Source organism: Algoriphagus lacus (assembly GCF_003583985.1).
In the GTDB taxonomy this organism is placed as follows: domain Bacteria; phylum Bacteroidota; class Bacteroidia; order Cytophagales; family Cyclobacteriaceae; genus Algoriphagus; species Algoriphagus lacus.
In genome coordinates this window covers 103,605-124,535 of the sequence record NZ_QXML01000012.1, presented here as the reverse complement: position 1 = coordinate 124,535, position 20,931 = coordinate 103,605, and the positions used below count along the sequence as shown (strand labels likewise).

At 46.6% G+C, this 20,931-nt stretch carries 16 protein-coding genes; 4 read left to right on the top strand and 12 right to left on the bottom strand.

What is annotated here, in order from left to right; all coding sequences use genetic code 11:
* Positions 1 to 1,957, bottom strand: a 1,957-nt coding sequence (locus tag D0X99_RS18510) for an Eco57I restriction-modification methylase domain-containing protein (protein ID WP_147392266.1), incomplete at its 3' end; no start/stop codon positions are given.
* Between the two features lie 202 nt (positions 1,958 to 2,159).
* Here D0X99_RS18510 and D0X99_RS18505 point away from each other — a divergent pair.
* A complete protein-coding gene (locus D0X99_RS18505; RefSeq protein ID WP_119479349.1) occupies positions 2,160 to 5,381 on the top strand; it encodes a S41 family peptidase in 3,222 nt (1,073 codons plus the stop codon).
* A gap of 117 nt (positions 5,382 to 5,498) precedes the next feature.
* Positions 5,499 to 5,879 (top strand): hypothetical protein, encoded by a 381-nt coding sequence (locus D0X99_RS18500; protein ID WP_119479348.1) that lies wholly within the window; start codon positions 5,499 to 5,501, stop codon positions 5,877 to 5,879.
* A gap of 134 nt (positions 5,880 to 6,013) precedes the next feature.
* Here D0X99_RS18500 and D0X99_RS18495 read toward each other — a convergent pair whose 3' ends face one another.
* The 3 genes from D0X99_RS18495 to D0X99_RS18485 form a co-directional block, all read right to left on the bottom strand.
* Positions 6,014 to 7,006 carry a TerC family protein gene (locus D0X99_RS18495; RefSeq protein ID WP_119479347.1) on the bottom strand — a complete coding sequence of 331 codons (993 nt, stop codon included), beginning with the start codon at positions 7,004 to 7,006 and terminating at the stop codon, positions 6,014 to 6,016.
* Between the two features lie 80 nt (positions 7,007 to 7,086).
* Complete coding sequence (locus D0X99_RS18490; RefSeq protein ID WP_147392265.1) at positions 7,087 to 7,428, bottom strand: hypothetical protein; 342 nt, start codon at positions 7,426 to 7,428, stop codon at positions 7,087 to 7,089.
* A gap of 148 nt (positions 7,429 to 7,576) precedes the next feature.
* On the bottom strand, positions 7,577 to 7,936 hold the full coding sequence (locus tag D0X99_RS18485; RefSeq protein ID WP_119479345.1) for a hypothetical protein: 360 nt from the start codon (positions 7,934 to 7,936) through the stop codon (positions 7,577 to 7,579).
* A 365-nt stretch (positions 7,937 to 8,301) separates the two neighbouring features.
* On the opposite strand from D0X99_RS18485, the gene D0X99_RS18480 reads away from it, so the two are divergent.
* Together D0X99_RS18480 and D0X99_RS18475 are read left to right on the top strand one after the other, a co-directional pair.
* Complete coding sequence (locus D0X99_RS18480) at positions 8,302 to 8,691, top strand: hypothetical protein (protein ID WP_119479344.1); 390 nt, start codon at positions 8,302 to 8,304, stop codon at positions 8,689 to 8,691.
* Between the two features lie 63 nt (positions 8,692 to 8,754).
* Positions 8,755 to 10,137: a glycoside hydrolase family 30 protein gene (locus D0X99_RS18475; RefSeq protein WP_119479360.1), complete on the top strand. Its 1,383-nt coding sequence runs from the start codon at positions 8,755 to 8,757 to the stop codon at positions 10,135 to 10,137.
* Positions 10,138 to 10,348: 211 nt separating this feature from the next.
* On the opposite strand, the gene D0X99_RS18470 is transcribed toward D0X99_RS18475, so the two are convergent.
* The 8 genes from D0X99_RS18470 to D0X99_RS18435 all read right to left on the bottom strand — a co-directional run bounded on the left by D0X99_RS18470 (position 10,349) and on the right by D0X99_RS18435 (position 20,822).
* Positions 10,349 to 11,965, bottom strand: a complete 1,617-nt coding sequence (locus D0X99_RS18470; protein ID WP_119479343.1) for a hypothetical protein — start codon at positions 11,963 to 11,965, stop codon at positions 10,349 to 10,351.
* Entirely contained in the window at positions 11,962 to 14,136 is a 2,175-nt protein-coding gene (locus tag D0X99_RS18465; RefSeq protein ID WP_119479342.1) for a hypothetical protein, read from the bottom strand. Before D0X99_RS18465 ends, D0X99_RS18470 begins: the two co-directional genes overlap by 4 nt.
* Entirely contained in the window at positions 14,133 to 15,299 is a 1,167-nt protein-coding gene (locus D0X99_RS18460; RefSeq protein ID WP_119479341.1) for a BatA domain-containing protein, read from the bottom strand. The genes D0X99_RS18465 and D0X99_RS18460 overlap by 4 nt, the downstream gene beginning before the upstream one ends.
* The gene (locus tag D0X99_RS18455; RefSeq protein WP_119479340.1) at positions 15,299 to 16,165 is read right to left on the bottom strand and encodes a DUF58 domain-containing protein; all 867 of its coding nucleotides are present in this window, start codon (positions 16,163 to 16,165) and stop codon (positions 15,299 to 15,301) included. Before D0X99_RS18455 ends, D0X99_RS18460 begins: the two co-directional genes overlap by 1 nt.
* Positions 16,155 to 17,147 carry an AAA family ATPase gene (locus D0X99_RS18450; RefSeq protein ID WP_119479339.1) on the bottom strand — a complete coding sequence of 331 codons (993 nt, stop codon included), beginning with the start codon at positions 17,145 to 17,147 and terminating at the stop codon, positions 16,155 to 16,157. The genes D0X99_RS18455 and D0X99_RS18450 overlap by 11 nt, the downstream gene beginning before the upstream one ends.
* A gap of 6 nt (positions 17,148 to 17,153) precedes the next feature.
* The gene (locus D0X99_RS18445; RefSeq protein ID WP_119479338.1) at positions 17,154 to 17,774 is read right to left on the bottom strand and encodes a DUF4159 domain-containing protein; all 621 of its coding nucleotides are present in this window, start codon (positions 17,772 to 17,774) and stop codon (positions 17,154 to 17,156) included.
* Positions 17,775 to 17,895: 121 nt separating this feature from the next.
* On the bottom strand, positions 17,896 to 19,212 hold the full coding sequence (locus D0X99_RS18440; RefSeq protein ID WP_119479337.1) for a TldD/PmbA family protein: 1,317 nt from the start codon (positions 19,210 to 19,212) through the stop codon (positions 17,896 to 17,898).
* Positions 19,213 to 19,226: 14 nt separating this feature from the next.
* Complete coding sequence (locus D0X99_RS18435; protein ID WP_119479336.1) at positions 19,227 to 20,822, bottom strand: TldD/PmbA family protein; 1,596 nt, start codon at positions 20,820 to 20,822, stop codon at positions 19,227 to 19,229.
* Between the last annotated feature and the right edge of the window lie 109 nt (positions 20,823 to 20,931).

The following is a 20,931-nucleotide window of genomic DNA, read 5'->3' as shown; positions in this document are numbered from 1 at the left end:
AAACATTATCTGGAAGTTTTACAATTGTTGTCATATCATCAATAAGCATCTTCCTTATTTTTGTATAAGAAGAATTAACTAATATGGAATTCGGGTTAATAAAGGATAAGAAACCTTTATCTTTCAATATATAATATCCTTTTTCAATAAATATTGAATAAAGATTTATTCGATTTTCTGCTGTCTTATAGATTTGGAATAATATTTTAACAAGTTCCGGGTCTAGTGCTTTTATATCTACATAAGGGGGATTACCCACCACCACATCAAATCCTCCTTTGGCAAAGACTTGTGGGAATTGGGCTTGCCAGTCAAAGGCCAAATCTCCAGCCACGGCAGGGTCATCGATCAGGGAGTTGCCGACTTTGATATTGGAATTGAGACTGCTGAGTTTGCGGCCTTTCTTGGCGGTACGCAGCCATAGGGAGAGCCGGGCGATCTCGACGGATTCCTCGTTGATGTCGACTCCGAAGATGTTGTTTTCGAGGATGTGGTTTTCCACGTTGGGCAGGACGAGGGGCGTGTCGAAGAGTTGTGCTTCGAGTTCGTCCACGTAGCGATGCTCCGCGATCAGGAATTCCAGGACTTGGTTGAGGAAGGCCCCTGAGCCACAGGCCGGATCGCAGATGGTAAGCTGGAGGAGCCAGTTGCGGTAGGTGTCGAGCTTTTGCTTGAGTTCGGTCTTGCGCTTTCGCTCGGCTTCCTTGGTTTTGTAGCTGAGGTATTTGCTGAATTCCTCGTCCACGAGCTGGAGGTCGGCTTTTTTCTCCGTACAGAGTCGGCCGAGGGTATTGTCCACGATGTACTTGGTGATGTACTTGGGCGTGTAGAAGACCCCGTCCCGCTTGCGCTTGGTCTTGGACTTGTCCACTTCCTGCCCGGCGAGTTGGGCACGGACATTCTCGATGTCGTTGAGACTGTGCTCGAAGATATGCCCGAGGATGTTGGTGTCCACTTCGGACTCGAAGTCGTACTCGGTCAGCTTGCGGACGTGCTTCTCCAGTAGGCTGTCAGAGATCGTGAGCGTGTCCAGAATGGGATCGGGTGCGAAGAGTCCGCCGTTGTAGGCGTGGATTTCGGCTTTGTCCCCTTTAGCCGGTCGGCCGGTGTTCAGAAATCCAAAATACAGCTTAAATCGATCGTAGAGCGGAGCATAAGCATCCAAGTGCTCCAGGGTTTTCCAATGCTTGACAATTTCAGAAATACTGTTGGGCGGCAGGAGTCCTTTGTCTTCGGCAAAGAAGATGAAGAGGAATCGGTCGAGGAGCTTTTGGCTTTTCTTGTAGAGGACGAGTTCGTCCTGACCGGGATTTTGGGCTACGAGATCCTGCCAGAGTTCCTGCTTGAAGTTGGAGTAATCCCGGTACAGCTGCTTGGTGATCTGCTCCTCGGCAAGGAGGGATTCTTCCTTGATCTTTTTGGGCAGTCCGCTGAGGAGGTTGTCCCGGTGCAGCAGGAGCCACATCAGCTTAAACTGATCGGACTCCATCGCCAGGATATTGAACTCCACGTAATCCACGGCATTGTCGATGTAGAAGCGGAGCTTTTCAAAGTTGCTCGTGATCACATAGACGCACTCGGGTTGGTTGTTTTTGTAATTGAAGGCCTGATCGCGGATTTTGTCAAGGTCTTTGGTATCGGTGCCTTTGAGTTCGATCACGGCGAGTGCGTTGCCGTCTTTGAGGATGGCCCCGTCGGTCTTTTTGGAGTCGCGGATGTTTTTGAGTTCGGTGGTCAGGTTGTAATCCGGCTCGGGATTGATGGTGTAGCCGAAGATTTTGACAAACAATTCCCTCAGAAAGCCTTCCTGAAACTGTTCTTCCTTGGATGCCCGGATGTTTTCTCGGATGCGGGGATTGTGGAAGTAGGTCAGGTAAGCCGCAAATGCCTCATGAATTGGGCGGTGTTCCTGTGCGGCGAGGTATTTCTTAAGGACTGAACTTTGGAATAGAGCCATTGAAAAAAGAGGATCAAAAACTGATTCCTAAAGATATGGGATTAGGTGAATTGAGGAAGTCAGAATATGGGGAAGGACGAAATTTGTCAAGGAAAATTTCAAATGAACCGCTGACAAAAACTTCTTCCCCAGATTTGACCATCGGTTAGCATCCCTCCCACCTTTCCTCTATTTTTAGCCTAACCCTATTACTTCAAAACCCATGAACAGAATAGTTACCCTACTCCTGGCCACAGGGATAGCCGGAGCATCTTTTGGACAAGGCACCCAATTGCTTCGCCAACCTACCCTTAGCCAGACCGACATCGTCTTTGTCTATGCCAACGACCTTTGGAAAGCCCCCAAATCGGGAGGAAATGCCATCCGGTTGACCAGCAACGAAGGCGAGGAAACACTCCCCCACTTTTCCCCTGACGGAAAATTCATCGCCTTCACCGGTGAATATGACGGCAATGTGGATGTCTACTTGATCCCTGCCGAGGGCGGTGAACCTCAACGCCTGACTTGGCATCCCGGTGCAGATCTAGTCACCGGATGGACACCCGATGGCAATCACGTTACCTTTACCTCGGGCAGAGAAGGCCATGCTACGCAGGAATCGAAGTTTTTCAGGATTTCCAAAAACGGGGGCATACCCGAACCCATGCCTATTCCCAGAGCGGTAAACGGGGAAATCTCTCCCGACGGAACCCACATCGCCTATCAGCAAATTTCCTTTTGGGATCCGGAGTGGCGAAACCACCGGGGCGGTCAGGCCAAGCCTATTTGGATCGTGGATCTGAAAAACTATTCCCTGAAAATGACCCCACAAACGGACAATGAACGCCATACCGATCCGGTTTGGCTGGGGAATAAAGTCTATTACATATCCGAGCGGGATTACCTGGCAAATATCTGGTCTTATGATCCGAGCACCGGTCAGGAAAAGCAGGAAACCTTCCTGAAGGACTTTGACATCAAAAGCCTCGATGCCAACAGTTCCGAAATTGTCTATGAGCAAGGAGGCTACCTGCACCTGCTCAATCCAGCCACAGGCCAGCGCCAAAAGCTCAACATCACCGTTAATGGAGACTTCCATTGGGCTAGAGAACGATGGGTGGATGTCAAAGGAAATGACCTGAGCAATCCTCAACTTTCCCCAACCGGACAGCGGGCTATTTTTGAATTCCGCGGGGAAATCATCACCGTTCCTAAAGAAAACGGAGCCGGTAGAAATGTGACCAACTCCTCCAAATCGGCAGAAAGGACGCCTGTTTGGTCGCCTGACGGAAAGCAAATCGCCTATTTCTCCGATGCCAAGGGGGAATACGAACTGGTTATTGCCGACCAGGATGGAGCCGTGCAAAAGAAAATAAACCTTCCTGATCCTAGCTTTTTCTTCAAACCCGAATGGGCTCCGGACGGAGCGCACATCGCATTCACCGACACGGATTACCAGATTTGGGTTGTAAATGTAGGCTCAGGCAAAGCTACCGTAGTGGAAACGGATCGATTTGCCCACCCCAACCGAAGCATGAATCCGGTTTGGTCTCCTGACGGAAAATGGATCGCCTACGTGAGATTGATGGACAATCAGTTCAAGTCAGTATTTGTACTGAATGTGGAATCCGGACAAAAAATCCAGATTGGAGACGCCATGGCCGATGCCATAACCCCGGTTTGGGATGAAAGCGGAAAGTACCTTTACTTCCTTGCAAGCACAGATTTTGGCTTGAACACAGGTTGGCTGGATATGAGTAGCTACGATCATCCAATCACCAGAAGTCTTTATTTGGCAGTATTGAATTCCTCTGATGCTTCTCCTCTTCTTCCCTTGAGTGATGAAGAGGCTGCCTCCAACCAAGAGAAAAAATCAGAAGGTCCTGTTACCGTAAAAATCGATGCCGCCGGAATCCAGCAGCGGATTGTAGCAATTGACGTTCCGGCCCGAAACTACACCGGACTTGCCCCGGCTCCGGAAGGATTTGTTTTCTACATGGAAGCAATCCCCAACCAAGGCACTACCCTTCACAAATACGATTTGAAAAAGCGTAAGTCTGAGGTCTTTTTTCCAAATATCAATCAAGCCGTGGTCTCCAAAGACCGCAAATCGCTTCTGTATCAAAGCAATGGGACCTGGGGAATTGTCGAAACTTCCGGTTCCGGTAAAAAATCAGGCGACGGAGCCTTGAAAGCCATTTCCTCGATGAAAGTGAAAATCAATCCCATGGAGGAATGGCAGCAGATCTACCGGGAAGGCTGGAGATATCAGCGCGATTTCCTCTATGTGGACAATGTGCATGGCGCACCTTGGAACGATATCTATGAGTGGTACAAGCCTTGGGTAGCGCATGTCCGTCACCGAAATGACATGAACTACATCATTGACATCCTCGGAGGAGAAGTGGCAGTGGGTCACAGCTACACCCGGGGAGGAGATTTTCCAGAAGTAAACTCTGTTCCGATTGGTTTGCTGGGTGCGGACTATGAAGTAGTCAATGGCAACTATCGGATCAAAAAAATCTACAACGGAGAAAGCTGGAACCCAGCCCTGAAGGCACCATTAGCCCAACCTGGTGCTACTGCAAAAGTGGGAGAATTCCTAGTGGGAGTCAACGGAAAGGCTATCGAACCCGGGACCAACCTTTACAAATATTTCGAAGGAACCGCCAATCAACCCACCAAAATCCACCTGAACTCCAAACCCGGTTTGGATGGAGCGCGGGTGATTCAGGTCATACCGGTGGCGAATGAAACCCAACTTCGAAACATCGACTGGGTGGAAGGTAATCGCCGAAAAGTGGATGAGCTTTCAGGTGGAAAACTTGCCTATGTCTACATCCCCAATACCGGTCAGCCGGGCTACACCTCGTTCAATCGCTATTATTTTGCGCAGCAGGATAAAAAAGGCGCTGTGATCGATGAGCGAAACAATGGCGGAGGTTCAGCTGCTGACTACATGGTGGACATCATGGCGAGAGATTTACACGGGTACTTCAATTCCCGGGCAAATGACCACCGGCCATTTACCACACCGATGTCGGGAATCTGGGGACCAAAAGTGATGCTGATCAATGAGCGTGCTGGTTCGGGCGGAGACCTACTCCCCTACCTCTTCAACAAAATGAAAATCGGAACCTTGATCGGAACCAAAACCTGGGGAGGCTTGGTCGGCACTTGGGACACTCCTCCATTTGTGGACGGAGGTCGAATGGTCGCTCCACGGGGAGGATTCTATGACGTCAATGGCGAATGGGCAGTAGAAGGAGTCGGAATTTCTCCGGACATCCTGGTCGAGCAAACTCCAAAAGACGTGATCGAAGGCCGGGATCCTCAACTGGAACGTGCTGTTAAGGAGGCTTTGGATCGAATCCCAACTGAAAGCATCGAACTCAAACCAGAACCAAAAGCACCGATTCGATACTTCCGTCCAAAGGGAAATTGAAAGGGTAAGTGATTGATTGTTGAATTCATTTTATGGATTCAAGTACCAATAAAAATCCCGTTGGGGGAGTCGCCAACGGGATTTTTTAATTCGAATCGAATTTGATTATCTTCTGTCATGAAAATATGGGGAACTGTAGCTGTCGTCTTAATTTTCCTTACCTCCTGCGGCATTCAGGATGGCAGTCCAAACGGAGTTTTTATCCGAGTGCAAAACAACTCCGATGTCAACTTCAAAGGTGTAACTGTTCAATCTGGTAATTCAGAAGGAATTTTCGGCGACATTCTGGCAAGGACTTCTTCAGATTACAAGGAATTTGAATATGCATTCCGATATGGGGCCGTTTGGTTGGAAGCTGAAGGCACGGACCTTTCTTTGATTCCCAACGATTACGCAGGGGAAATCCCCCTCAAAGACGGATTTTACACTTACCGAATCGGGCTTAGTTCAGCCAATCTGACGGATGCAAACTTGGTTTTTGATCTTGTAAAAGACTGACAAGACTATCTTTTCACACTAACAAAAGTCGGGGGAATCCCACTTTCCCCCTTTGAAATCAATCCCATTTCAGGATTCAGGGCATCACGTCAAAGGGGGAGTTGGCCTTCAAATCCAATTCGTCATCCGGGATATTATTTCTTTTTCTCCGGCCAGACTACTGAAGCAATCATCGAAACGATCAGGATTCCACCAACCACAGCCAAAGAATGGGTAGAACTGAAATGGTAAAACGGCGCAGAGATCATCTTAAACCCGATAAAGGCTAGGATAATAGCCAAACCAAACTTCAGTCTGCTGAACATATGGATGAAGTTGGCCAACAGAAAATAAAGTGATCTCAAACCCAGAATCGCGAAAATATTGGAAGTGTAAAGGATAAAGGGATCGTCCGGTGCAATTGCGAAAATCGCCGGAATGGAATCCACTGCAAACAGCAAATCGGTAAATTCAATCACCGCTACTACCACCAACAAAGGGGTAGCCATTCGAACTCCATTTTTTATGATGAAAAACCTATCGCCATGGTATTCCGGTGTCACTTTGAAGAACCTGTAGATCAGTTTGGCACCGGGGTTTTTGGTGTAATCTTTATCTCCTTCTGTTTCCTTACTTGCAAACCAGGATTTGTATCCGGCATAAATCAGAAAAGCCCCGAAAAGTGTCAATACCACGTTGATTTTGACGCTGCGGTCCAAAATGGTCATCTCCGGAAGGTAAGTCATTCCAATGATTCCCACCCCTGCAAAAATGAAAATTGCCCGCATGACCAAGGCCCCGATGATTCCCCAAAACAGCACACGGTGGTGATATTCCCTTGGCACATTGAAAAAGCTAAAGACCAGAATAAAGACAAAAAGATTATCCACCGACAACGCTTTTTCGATCCAGTAAGCAGACTGGAACTGGGAAAATTTCTCCATCCCCACTTCATCACTTGTGGCGATGTAAATAAAAATGCTGAACAGCATCGATAAACCGATCCAGAAAATAGACCAGATGGCGGCTTCTTTATTGGAAATGACGTGACTCTTTTTGTTGAAAATACCCAAGTCGAGCAAGAGCATAAATGCTACTGTCAGGGCAAATCCGATAATGATACCGGGGTGATTGATCAGGGAATCCATTTTAATTGTAATTAGGGTAAAACAGGGTAAATCTGCCAAATCTGTCAGAACTTAAGTAATGCTGAATTGAAGTCGGCATTCTAAAAGTTCTCAAAAAACTTCCTGAAATAGATTTTTACATCAAAAAAAGTCTCGGCAAAAACTCCTCGTTGAAATACCACTTGCAAAACCTCAGTACTTCCAAATACTGGAGTCCATGGATCAAATGTCAAACTTTGAAAATCCATAAATCCGTCAAGGTTGATTGCAACACGACTTCTAGAAGAATTCTTCAAATTCAATTCTGGCAGACACTCTTTGGTGATGCAGCCTGTGTCCAGGTCTGAAGGAGAATAGTCAGATACCGGAGGGAAAAGACAAATCAAAGAAATGCCAAGTATCCAGGAAGAAAGTAGAAGCAAGGAGGAAAACCGCCGATTCATGGATTTGATTTGTCGCTTCAAAGTTAATCTAATTGATAGGGCATTGGGTAGGAACTTGAAAAATAATACGCGTTCAATTCTGAGGAGACTTGGGATTATCAAGAGGGAAATAACGATGAAAGTCAGGCGCAAGGCGATTTCCAAAATACTATGCTGCAAGACTGTTGGCCCGAAGTTCTGTCCAAAACGTCCGGTGATCCCCCCGAAAGGCCGAGAGCAATCGGAAAACCGGTGTCAGATTTAGCAAACTTGGAAGGCCTATCAATAGGTAAAATCCCAGCAGATAGGAACCCAGGAGTTTTTTCCGATCACCGCCATATCCGGATAGGTAATCCAGAAAATGTCCAAACTCGTGCTGAACCATCCTATCATAATGAACTCCGGTCACAGCTTTATGGATGAAAATTCCAATTCCCGGTAAACAGATCCCCGAGCCAGGCCAAATAAATGAGGTTCGGTATATTCCAATGCCTTTAACCAGTTCCCCTGTTCTATATTGAGTAATCACTTACTTTTTATTTTTTGCATTCAGCCAAATCATTCCACTAGTCAAATGAAATAGGGACTGGAGTTTAAATTAATTGACGCAGATCTTGGTAAATGGTCCACTGATCTATATTCAAGGATTAGGAATTCCGTGGTATTTCTAAGACACAATTTTCAAGCCTTCCTGCTTTTTCCCAAGTCTCCGGAGAATCACGGATTAACATCCATCCCAGTTTCATTTAGGAGATTTTATTTTCCAAAGTCCGAATTTTCTTCTTGTAAGGATTTGCCAAAACTTAACGGAAATTTCAACTCCTTGCCTAGTTCTCATGAGTTTAAACCGAACATTTTTTTTTAATTTTCTTGAGTCATTTTAAACTTAATTTTATGAACAAAGTCAAATTTCTTTCCGCTCTTATTTTATTATTGTTTGTGGGTTTTGCCGCACATGCACAGGTTCCAAAGCTTCCGACTGCTGATATTTCCAAGCAGGTATTGGGCATCTTAGACAACACTTCCGGCCTTACTCTGAATGCAGATCAAAGTACCAAACTCAAAGCCGACAATAAATCATTTGTGGATCAGCTCTTCAAAATCGCCAACGGTTCAGGGTCAGAGGCCGAAAAGAAAACTGGAATTTTGAGTCTGAAGGACAATAGAACCAAGTTTCTAGCCGATCTTTTGGGTTCTTCGCTCGCACAGAAATACATGGGCAACGTTTTGAAGGCAATCAACCCTCTCAAATCAAAATTAGGACTTGCGGGACTTGCATTCTGACAGCATTTGATTCAATTTCAAGCCTTGGAAAACATCCAAGGCTTTTTATTTGCCCTTAAATTCATGAACAGACTTCTTGCCCTTTTCGCTCTTTTATTTTGTTTTTCCTGTGCCAAACCAAAAGAACCCATTGAGTTTTGGCTTACTGACCCAAAAGCTAATATCCTTTTTCAAAAGCAAGTGGAAGCTCAGGAGGATACAGACACGGAATTGAAAATTACCGTTGATTCGGAAACCAGCTTTCAACTCATGGATGGGTTTGGTTTTACACTTAGTCAAGGCAGTGCAAAGCATCTGCTTGGGATGAGCGAATCGGCAAGGGCTTCGATTTTACAGGAGCTTTTTGGTAGTGGTGAAAAAGACATTCGAATTTCATACCTCCGATTGTCAGTGGCAGCTTCGGACCTAAACGAGTTTCCCTTTTCCTACAACGATCTGGCAGATTCCCTCGCCACCGATCCGGAATTGGCCCAATTCAGCCTGAGTTACGATACATTAGACGTCCTGCCTATCCTGAAGCAAATCACCGCAATCAATCCCGAAATCAAACTGATGGCTTCACCTTGGTCACCTCCCAAATGGATGAAAGACAACAAGGACACCCGAGGCGGATTGCTTTTGGAGGAGTTTGAACCCGTTTATGCACAATACCTTGTCAAGTACATCCAGGAAATGGGTAATCTTGGATTCGAAATCGACGCACTTACCATCCAAAATGAACCCCTTCACCCGGGAAACAATCCATCCTTGTTGATGCTCCCTGAGCAGCAGGCAAGATTTATCGGAAAGCATTTGGGACCTGCATTTCAAGCTGCGGGAATCAAAACCAAAATCCTGATCTATGACCACAATGCGGACCGGCCCGAGTATCCGATCATTGTACTTAATGATTCCCTTGCCAATTCCTTTGTGGATGGGTCAGCCTTTCACCTCTACGCCGGAGATATCGCGGCACTTTCCGAAGTACATCAGGCCTTCCCGGATAAAAACATCTACTTCACTGAACAGTGGATTGGAGCGCCGGGAAATTTGGAAGGAGATATGCCTTGGCACATCAAAAATCTGATCATTGGCGCAACCCGTAACTGGGCCAAGACAGTCCTCGAATGGAATCTTACTTCCAATCCCGAGTTGACTCCGCATACGGACCGGGGCGGTTGCGACCGTTGCTTGGGTTCAATTACGGTGTCTGGAGATTCCGTGGTTCGCAATCCTGCCTATTACGTCATTGCCCATGCGAGCAAATTAGTCGAGCCAGGGTCAGTTCGAATTGACAGCAATGTGTATGAAGGCTTACCAAATGTCGCCTTTCTCCGACCTGACGGTAAGAAGGTTTTGATTGCCTTGAATGAATCCCAAAAGCCCATCAGCTTTCAAATTGTAGACAAAGAGAAGGTCTTCTATGCAGAACTGAATCCTGGAGCGACAGGCACCTGGATGTGGTAGTTTTTTAACCGCAAAGGACGCGAAGGAACAGGGCACGAATGGTTCAAGTCTTTAGACTTGGACCCAGATTTATGCAGTCTCCTGGTCCTGACAGTTCTTAAATTATCTATCAAACAACCAGTCCAATTCTGCATTTTGACATGCACAAGTCCTCCAACTTGCTTCAATTGAGCATTCTCTTAATTAGCCTCCATGCAATTTGTGGTTAAAGTCAAAAAGAAACCTTCGGCTCCAGCCACATCAATCCTAAACTAACCAACATACCAATCAACCAAACCCAGTTGGAGATTTTGGTAGATTGAGGTTCCACTGAAGAATTGCCTTGTTGGCTTTGAAAAGTCATGGGTTTGACCAAAGCCTTCGCATACAGGCTTGGCAACTCATTCTGACCGTAGACAAACACCGACAAATCCTCTTCAAAATCCACCCATCCAGCCGAATCAGATTGAAAGATACCCTTGGCCAAAAAAGGATTGGTTACGGCTCCCACCAAGTTTACCGAGTCTACTTGGCTGTAAATCCACTCCGGAATGCTGTCCTGCTGATTCAACTGGATTTCAGTGGAAATCCCCGATAAGACCGGCGCAGACACCCTCCAGGATCGGGGTTCCTCAGGCTCCAATTCCCCAAAAAGTTCTCCCCAAATGGCTTCATATCTCGCTTCATTTCCTTGGAGGAACAACGGAAAAGTGGACGAATACAAGCTAATCGCAAGCTGCATCCCTCCCACTCGCTGTACTGAAATCGGTCCAAAAACTTTCTGACCGCTCTTTTCTACCCAGGAAAAAGGAGCTGTCTCCAGCTGATTTTCAAGCGTTCGACTTTCAACTTCTCCCATTCGATTCAGCTGGAAATCCGTACCAAACAGCCGATTGACCCGATTTACCGTTTCCTCGGGCTTGGAAAGATTCATCACCACTAAGGCACCCTCAGAAGATTTGACCCAATCCTGAACTGTCCCCAACTCCAACTGCAGTGGGTCAACCAAACGAACCTGCAGCGTGTCTTGCGTGCCATTCCCTCCTTCCAAAACAGTCGCTTTTGAAAGCCGGATCTCCTGACTTACTTTCTCGCCCTTGCTTTCCAGCCATTGGCTTAATACCCGAACTTCCTGGCCTGGAAATGCAAACTGAAAATGGTACTTTTTCGCCACAGCAGGTCCGATGAAATAGCGCAAAACAGCCACCGAATCCCCATCAATCCCCAAGGGAACCTCAACCTTCCCCTGTCCTGCAGTTTCAAATTCGAGTTCGCCGACGTTCCAACCTTTTCTTAGATCTGAAGCAGCCAACTCAATTTCTCCTTGTCGGATTTCGAGCTTGGAGCTGTCTTTTTTGGAAAAAATCCGGTAACTCAGTCGTTGACTTTCTCCTTTTCGGACATAGCCTTTCCAGGTTAAATCACTGATTTGTTGGTCAGTTTCGGGTAAAATCCATTGAAAAGATTGGTCACGAAAGTGATAGAGAGACTCATTTGAAAATTGCTCTCCCAATAGAAAAACCTTTCTGCCTTCCTGCTGAAAATTTTCAATCGAAACCGTTTTTTTGAGCTTCAGACTATCCTGCCAAAACCGCAAAATTTCCTGATCTACATCTTCGGAATAAACCAAAATTGCTTCCTCATTTTCCCTCAAAACCCGGCCGGGTTGCAGGAGAAAAAGTCCGAAAAACAGCAGGAAAAGGACAAGCAATCCGCTTTTGATCCAAATTTTCTGTGCTGATGCGCCATTCTTCCAATGGAAAAAAACAGCAATTCCCCCGCTCAAAGCGGCTAAAAACAGAATTCCAAGCAGAATCGGCCAGGTAACCAAAGGAGCAAATTCCATCATTGTATTTTCCTCCTGAATGCCTCTTTAAGTGAACTTGGAGCCAAATAGGATGCTCCCGTGTTTTTGTAACTTCCTCCAAAAGGCTGAAGCTTTTCGATCAGTTCGGCTTTTCCGCTTTTATCCAACTTTCCGGATTCCAATTCCTGCAAGTGAACCAACAACTTCAAATCGTTCAGCCCGGTATAGGCCATTCGCTGAGACCATAGTTCACCGAGTTGGTGAACAACCTCCCGATCCGTAGCCGTCAATGTTGGCTTTAGCAGCATGCCAAGTACCTGAGAGGCGAGCGGTTCAATTTGCTTTTCAAGTTCCACCAATTCCTTTTTCAAGCGTGCATCCAAATCCTTCAAATCTCCAGTTAAACGCTTTTCGGGTTCCTTGATAGGAGGCGGATCGTAACCGGTTCGCTTCACATAAACCCGTGACTTTTGCTGAACGGTCTTGAGTAATTCCAAGGCCTTGTATTGAAAGGGAAGGGATTTTTCAGGCTCGAAAAGCCTCAAATACAACTCAGCTTGCCACATTTGCTCCAATGCAGCCTTCAACGCGCCTTTCGTTGATTGTTCGAAATAAGTATTGACCTCCTCCGAATCATGAGCATGCATGTACTCGCTGAGTAGACTTTCGATCCCTGTTCCGGTAGTTTCCTTGGCAGTTTCCTTTTCGGCTTCGTGATCGTGCCCTTCATGGGATTCACCCACTTCCACTTCATTTTCCCCTTCCTGATCGTGGAGATGCATGTAGCCTCGAAGCAAATCTCCGCCTTCTTCCATCGTTCCTCCTCCGGCATCGGACTCAAACTCCTCGCCCATGTATTGCCCGTAGCGCAAGCGAAGCAGTTTTTGATCATAGCCGATTTCGTTGGAAGTAAAACCAAATTCCTTAGCCGTCTTTTTTGATTTTTCTGCAATCAACTTTTCGGTATCGATGATGATCTGCCGCTGACTTCGGAAATATTCGGGTAAAAACTGCACCACCATTCCTTCCAATGCCGCTTCACTTTTGTCGTTTTCATCCACATACTTGATGAAGTAGGTATCGGTTCTGGCCAAATTTGCCTCGGGCTGCTTGTTGTCCACTGCCACCCAATAGTAATACAGCTCATCTCCGGGCTGGAAGTCCAAGGCATTAAAATCCATCCGATAGCTTGCCTCCCGATCTTTGAATGGCTGGTTGAGTACTGGAAATCGGCTTTCCCGAAACTTCACATTTTCTCCTTTTCCTCTCGCCAAAGTAGCCACCAGGAAAACCTCCAAGACCTGAAAATCATCGCTGACTTTGGCTTTCAGATTTAGGAAAGGAGGGTTTTTCGGAAAATGGTAGCGGTAGGTTTCCTTTTCTTCAGGGATGATTTCGGGACTTTGATCGGCTACAGCCTCAAGCGTATAAAAGTCACTTTCAAATACCTTCAAACTATCCCGGAATGCTTGAATCGAATAAATCCCGGAATTGGTCAGCTCCTCCACCAACTCAAAATTCTGATTGGTTGGAGTAAACGAAAGTTTTTCCCCGACGGAATTAACCAAAAACACTTCCAAATCAGCACCTCCGGAAAATTCAATCTCCCAAGTCAACCGAGAACCTATGATCGTTTTTGCTTCCAAATCCTGCTGAACAGATTTCGAAAGTTTGGTATAGGCTGGAGGCTGAATAGTAAGTTGGGTTTGACTTAGAGCAATGGGCTGGTTGGCTTCTACAGAAGGTTCGGATGCTACTTGTTTGGATTGATTTCCGGGAATCGTTTTTCCGGAGAAATCGAGGAATCCTATTCCCCAATAAATCAAAACCAGCATCAGCAATCCAGAAAAATAAGGCAAAAAGCCCCGGTGAATTACCCAGATTTTTGGAGGAATACGCTGGGAAATCCGCTCGATTTGGAGCTGTTCAGCGATGCTGAATTTGGATTTTTGCAAAAGCTCAAGACTGAATTCCAGCCCATCCACTTCCTCGTGCAGGAGTTGGATCGCCAAGTTTCGAGGACTTTTGAATGCTCCAAAAAACCAGGCAAAGCCAACTGACCCAAATACGCCCAATACAATTGCCAATGTTGCTCCAATTCCAAAAACCCAACCCAAAAACCCAAGACAGGATCCCACTACCAAGGCTTTGGCCAGAGCGTTCAGTTGCAGTTGCAACTCCAGGGATCGGATGGCTTGCTTGAGTTTGTTCACAGGTTTAGTCGATAGGCCAAGTAACGCTCCAGTCCAAACAGAACAAGAAAGAGCACCAAAAGAAGGAGGATTGAATTGGGTAAATGCGCTTTACCGGAGTCAGGGATTTTGATAAACCGCTGCTCCAATTGAGGTTGGGAAAGTCGCTTTTCTTGTGGATGAATTCCCAAAAAATCCACCAAAGGCTCCAAAATCAGTTCAGGTAAAAGACCTTTTTCGATGACCTCTTCCCAAGCCATCCCGGATTGAAGTTCGAGATTGACTGCATTTTCAGGCAAAACCACTTCATCCGATTCCGCTATCAGGTAGAGTTTATCCTTCGAGAGGGACTTCGGAATTTGGTCTGCTACCACTAGTTTTTCACCCTCAGATACTTCGGAAAACTGCACTCCGTACACTTCCTCGATTGCTTCAAAAGCGGCTAAAAAGTCCTTTTTCTTTCCTTGACCTTTTAGCACCATGCTAAACTTAACCGGTCCGGAATAAACCGGGTTTACCACCGGGTTTCCTTCTCCACGGGAGTTTAACTGAAGCAAGCCACTTTCATTGACAGAAAGAAAACGGACTGAATCCAAGGCAATAATTTCCTTTGAAAAGTCTCCATTTTTCAAAGTTAGCACATGAAAAACAGAGCTTTGAGGCACAAAGAGCAGGTTTGAACCGAAGTCACTTTCCATACCGGTTGTGTAGACATGCAGGGAATCCACTTGCTTGGGCAGCAAATCCAAGGCTTGTTGAACTTCGGATGGAAGCAATTTCACCGGCGGCTGAGTTTCCATTTCGAAGGCAGGCAATCCATCTGCCAGCCAAAAAACCTGTTCTCCATTTGCCAAAGCCTGCTCGATTTCAAAACGGAATTCCTCCTCGATTTCTGCGCTAGGCACAACAAGATGCACGATGGGTTTGGAGTGGGATTTCTGAAAAAAATCAAGCCATAAACCAACGGCCAAAAGCACCAAAACAGTCCACAGCAGAATTCTCAACAGAAGCAGAAGCGGGTGCTCGAGTTTGAATGATCGACTGGATTGGGACTCCTGACCGCTGAGCCAATTCGTAGCAGCCCAGTCAAGTACTTTCCCCCGACGTCCATTCCAAAGGTGAATCAGAATTGGGACGGAAATCCCAACCATAGCCCAAAAGAAAATCGGCTGCAGGAACTCCATCAGGATAATTTCTTCAGATTTAAAATCTTACGTGCCAAGGTAGCCAGCGGAGTTTGAATGGATTCTCTGAGCAAGTGAACCTGCGGTAATTGGAATTTGGCATCCAACTGAGCCAAGTACAACTGGAAATTCTTCTGAAAATCCGCCTTCAAAACCTGCCCGTCCCGAACCATTTCCTGGCCTGTTTCGAGATCCCTGAAAATCAAATTTCCCTGAAGATTAAAGTTCAGTTCCTGTTCACCCAAAAGCTGGACGAGCATCAATTCCTTTCTGGGATGTCGGAATTTTTCCACGAGACTTTCCCATTCCTCATTTTTCTGAAGAAAATCCGAAACCCAGACGATCAATTCCCGATTCCGGCCAGTAGGTAGAACAGGGATGGGGACGTCCAAAGGCCAGGAGCCACTCGCTTTTTCCAGCTCCAAATGGTACAAAATCCGCTGAAAGCTTTTGGGAGTCGGAGCCACTTTTTGGGTCAACTTCCCATCCTTGAGGGTATAAAAACTCAAGGAATCTCCCTGTAAATAGCCCAAATAGGCCAATGAAGCGAGGAGATTTTTTGCGTAATCCAGACGGGAAAAGCCATTTTCCTCATAATTCATCGAACCCGACAAATCCAAAATAAGGCTGATATGCAGATTGCTTTCGGTGGTCGATTCCTTGACCATATACTTGCCGGATCGGGAAAAATACTTCCAATCGATCCGCTTGAGATCATCTCCCGACCGATAGTGCCGGTATTGCTCAAACTCACTCCCCACTCCCACCCGGATTCCTGAATGGATACCCTGCCGAAGTTGCTCACTGATCAGTCTGGCAGAAAGTCGCAGGTCGTTGAGCTTGATGATCTCCAGATTACTTGGCATGAACCGGGACTTGTTCGACGAGTTTTGAAATGATAAAATCAGTATCCAACTGTTCCGCTTCCGCCTTGAAATGGAGGGAAATCCGGTGTCTTAGCACGGGAAAAACCAAATACTTAATGTCTTCCGGAATTACGGAATAGCGGCCTTTTACCAAGGCTCGGGCTTTTGCACATAAAATCAGCGCCTGACCGGCCCGGGTACCGGCACCCCATTCTACATAGGTTTTGACCTCGGGGACAGTGGTCGTTTCCAATCGGGTCGCACGAATCAGCCTGGTGATGTAGGCCAAAAGGGAAGAGTCCAAATGAACTTCCCGGGTGAGTTGCTGGAGTTGAATGATCTCCTCCGCGGTAATGATTTTGTTGATTTGAGGTTTGTAAGTTCCGGTGGTCTTTTCCAACACCTCCAGTTCTTCCTGTTCGCTTGGATAGCCGAGTTTGATGTACAATAAAAAGCGGTCCAGCTGAGCTTCGGGAAGTGGGTAAGTCCCGCTTTGCTCGATGGGATTTTGAGTTGCGATGATCAGAAAGGGATTGGGAAGGGAATAATTTTTCCCGGCGTACGTCACCACTTTTTCCTGCATGGCTTCCAAAAGGGCCGCTTGGGTTTTGGGTGGTGTTCGGTTGATCTCATCAGCCAAAACCATATTGGCAAAAATGGGGCCTTGAGTAAACTGGAAAAACTTTTTCCCCGTGCTATGATCTTCTTCCAGGATTTCGGTTCCGATGATATCACCCGGCATGAGATCCGGTGTAAACTGAATTCGCTTGAAACTCATTTCCATCACTTCGGAGAGGGTTTTCACCATCAGGGTCTTAGCCAATCCGGGAACACCTTCCAATAGACAATGCCCTCCTGCTAACAAAGTAATGATTACCTCGTCCAGCACTTCTTCCTGCCCGACGATGACTTTGGCAATTTCTTTTTTGAGTTTGGGGAGCTTGTCCACCAAGCTTTGGTAGTGTTTTAGGTCAGTTTCCAAGTTGAATTAGGTTAAAGCGTACACCACGATATTTACTCCAAATCGGGTGTTGTCGATTTTGAGGAAGCGCTTGTTTCGAAAGTCGTAATCCCACTCGCAGCCATAGTCTTTGTTACTGTAGAGAACTCCAATTCGACCGTTGATTTGGATGGCCTTGAGGTAATCGTGCACCAAGTCATCTCCCCAGCCGTTCAGCTCAAAGGAAGTGGCTGGAGGCCCGTCCTCAAAGTTGAAGAAGCAACGGTATATCCAGTGGTCATTGGGGATTTTCTGAAGGGCTTCCGAACCGAATGTCCGGTTCATTTCCGCTTCAAATGATTTGGCAAAAAGCCCGTCGATGTCATGGTTGCAGTCGTCGACAAAGACAAATCCTCCCTGCTCGACATAAGTTTTGAAGTTCCTACGCTCCTCCTGAGAAAACTCCACCAACTTATGTCCGCTCAGATAACAAAAGGGGCTTTTGAAAATCTCCTCGCTACTCAGCTCCACAATTTTCTCCTTCTCATCCACCGGGATTGTCGTGTACTCCACCAAACTATTTAGCAGATTGGAAGGCATGCGCTGATCCGTATCCCAATTGCCTGAGTTGTACTTGAGGCGTGTGAAGAAGAAGTTGGTTGTTTTCATCGGTCAACAGACCACAGCCATTTGAGTATTCATTTTAATAATAAATCCACAGACCAAGATTCGGAGAATTCACTTCAAAAGTGGAAACCTATCGACCGTGGTCTGTGGACTGTAGACAAACTTAAACAGCGTCTGACAAACTGGTAAAGGTGAAGTCTCTGATTTTCATCGGAGGCACCATATTTCCGCCGGTTCGCTCGGGCTTACCCATTGCCTCAATATTGTTGAGCATGATGATCGGGCTTTCATTGAAACGGAAGTTTTTCACCGGGAATTTGATCTGACCGTTTTCGATGTAAAAGGTACCGTCTCGGGTCAATCCGGTGTAGAGCAAGGTCTGAGGATCAACTGCCCGGATGTACCAGAATCGGGTAACCAAAATGCCTCTCTCGGTATTTCGAATCATATCCGCAAGAGACTGGTCACCCCCTGCAAAAATGAATCCCTGAGGTCTTGGAACCACCTGGACTCCTTGCTTCTGAGCCCAGTATCTGGAGTAAAACATGTTTTTGACGATTCCATTTTCCACCCAAGTGGTCTTTTCCAAAGGAAATCCTTCTCCTGACCAAGGTGCAGCAGGAATATCAGGATGTGCCGGATCGGAATAGATCGTCACGCGCTCGTCAAAAAGCTTTTCGCCCAATTTGGTTCCTCCGCCTTTTTTGCTCAAAAAGCTTCGGCCCTCGTCGGCACTTCGAGCATCCATTCCGGAAGCCAAAAGTCTCAGCAAGTCATTGGCGGCCATAGGCTCCAAGATGACCGTATATTTTCCGGGTTCGATAGCCTGAGCATTGACCGAAGCCATCGCTTTTTGCGCAGCCAAATTGGTTACTTGACCCGCATTAAGTAATGCTGCATCGTTGAAATCCCGTCCGGCATAACCCGAACCTGTTCCATCCGCAGAGCGAACGGTCACAGTGAAGTCCACAGAAGTACTTTGGTTGTATCCAAAAAGTCCTTTGCTGTTTCCTGTCGCCACAAAACCGGAGAAGTCCTCCAAATAACCGGCTGCTGTCAGGTTGTTGTCCACGCAGGGCTTGATGCTGTCCACTGCCAGCTGAGCACGGTAATCCGGATTGATCGAATCTGTTGCTTTTGCGAAAGTCTTGGATGGCGCATAATTCTGCGGTCCCAGCATTGGCATGTATTCCGGGTTTTCCGGCGCCAAAGCAGCGATTTCCTCTGCTCGGCTTACGGCCCTTTTCAGGGATTCATCGTCGAGTTCGTTGATGCTGGTAGAACCTGATTTTTTTCCATAAACTGAAGTGATGCTGAGGCTGAGCTCATTGGTTTCACCACTGGTATTTACCGTGTTTCTTGCATATCGGATGTTTCCGGTACGGCCACCGCTGATGGTCACCTCGGTTTCATCGGCTTTGGCATAGGACAACACTTTATCTATGATCGCTTTAGCTTGTTCTTGAGTTAGTATAGCCATTTTGATTTTGGGGATTAAATAGTTCTACCAGTGTTGATGACATTGACTCCGTCAAAACGGGTGGTAGGACTGCCGTGGGAAACTGCAGAAACTTGAGAAGGCTGGCCTTTTCCGTCAAAGAAAGACCCGAAAAGACGGTAGTCGTCTTTGTCACAAAGTGCCGAACAGCTGTTCCAAAACTCCTGGGTGTTGGACTGATACGCCACATCTTCCAGCATACCTGCGATTTGTCCGTTTTTGATTTCGTAGAAAAGCTGACCTCCGAATTGGAAGTTGTAGCGCTGCTGATCTATGGAATACGAACCTCTGCCCAGGATGTAAATGCCCTTTTCGATGTTTTTGATCATATCGTGCGGGCTCATCTTGGATGTGCCTGGCTTGAGCGATACGTTTGGCATTCGCTGAAACTGCACCGAGCTCCAGTTGTCCGCAAAGCAACACCCGTGAGATTCCGGTTCGTTGATGATTTTGGCCTGGTCTCGTATGGCCTGATAATTCACCAAAACCCCGTTTTTGATCAAATCCCATTCTTTGGCTTTGACCCCTTCATCATCCCAACCCACGTTTCCTAGGGAATTTGGCTGGACTTTATCCGCTACAATATTGACCAAATCTGAGCCGTACTTGAAGTTTTTTGATTCCCACTTGTCGAGCGTTGCAAAGCTGGTACCGGCATAGTTGGCTTCATAACCCAACACACGGTCAAGCTCCAAGGGGTGACCGACAGATTCGTGAATGGTCAATCCCAAGTGATCAGGATCCAGCATCAGGTCATATTTTCCCGGAAGGACCGATTTTGCAGTGAGTTTTTCTTTGGCATGCTTTGCCGCGGTCACTGCATCCTCTACCATGTCGTAGCTGTTGCGGTAGCTGTTGAAGCCGGCAGGGTTCATGAATTTTTCGGAAGCCAATCCATCCAAATATTCATAGCCCATTCCCATAGGCGCACTAAGTGCCTGTCTCGAACGGAAATTCCCTTCAGCCTTGTTTACTGCGGTTACGGTGAAGTTTGGCCAGATGCGGTGAACATCCTGATCGATGTAAGAACCATCAGTCGATGCAAAATATTTCTGCTCGTTGATCATGAAAAGGGCTGAATTGACAAAGGCAGCGCCGTTGTCTAAAGCCGCATTGTTCACAGAAAGAAGCAGGTCGATTTTCTCCTTGACAGGAACCTCCAATGCATTTTTCTTGATAGGGGTTTTCCAGCTCACTTCTCCATAAGACTGAACAGGTGCAAGGATTACAGGTTCCTTTTGCAATTTGGAATTTGCTTTTGCGATGGCGACAGCCGTTTCAGCGCACTTTTTTATTCCGTCTGGAGACACATCGGAAGTTGCCGAAAAGCCCCAAGTTCCATTGGCAATCACGCGAATTCCCACTCCAAATGACTCAGCATTGGTGATTCCCTGAACATTTTTCTCACGTGTCAAAAGGAATTGCTGAAGGTACCGGCCGATTCTTACGTCGGTGTAGGTAGCCCCAAGGGATTTAGTCGTATTTAGTGCCACATCAGCCAGGACTTTTTTGGCGGCGGCATCCATCCCGGGCATGAGCAGATGCTCAGCAGACACGGGTTGGCTAAAGGCGACCAGACTGGGAGTCAGCATCGCTCCCAATCCAAGCCCTGAAAGTTGGATAAAATCTCTTCTGTTAAATGGATCGCTTGTTTAATGGTTTTAATTTTCTCTAAGCTTTAAATGTAAATCTATTATCTAC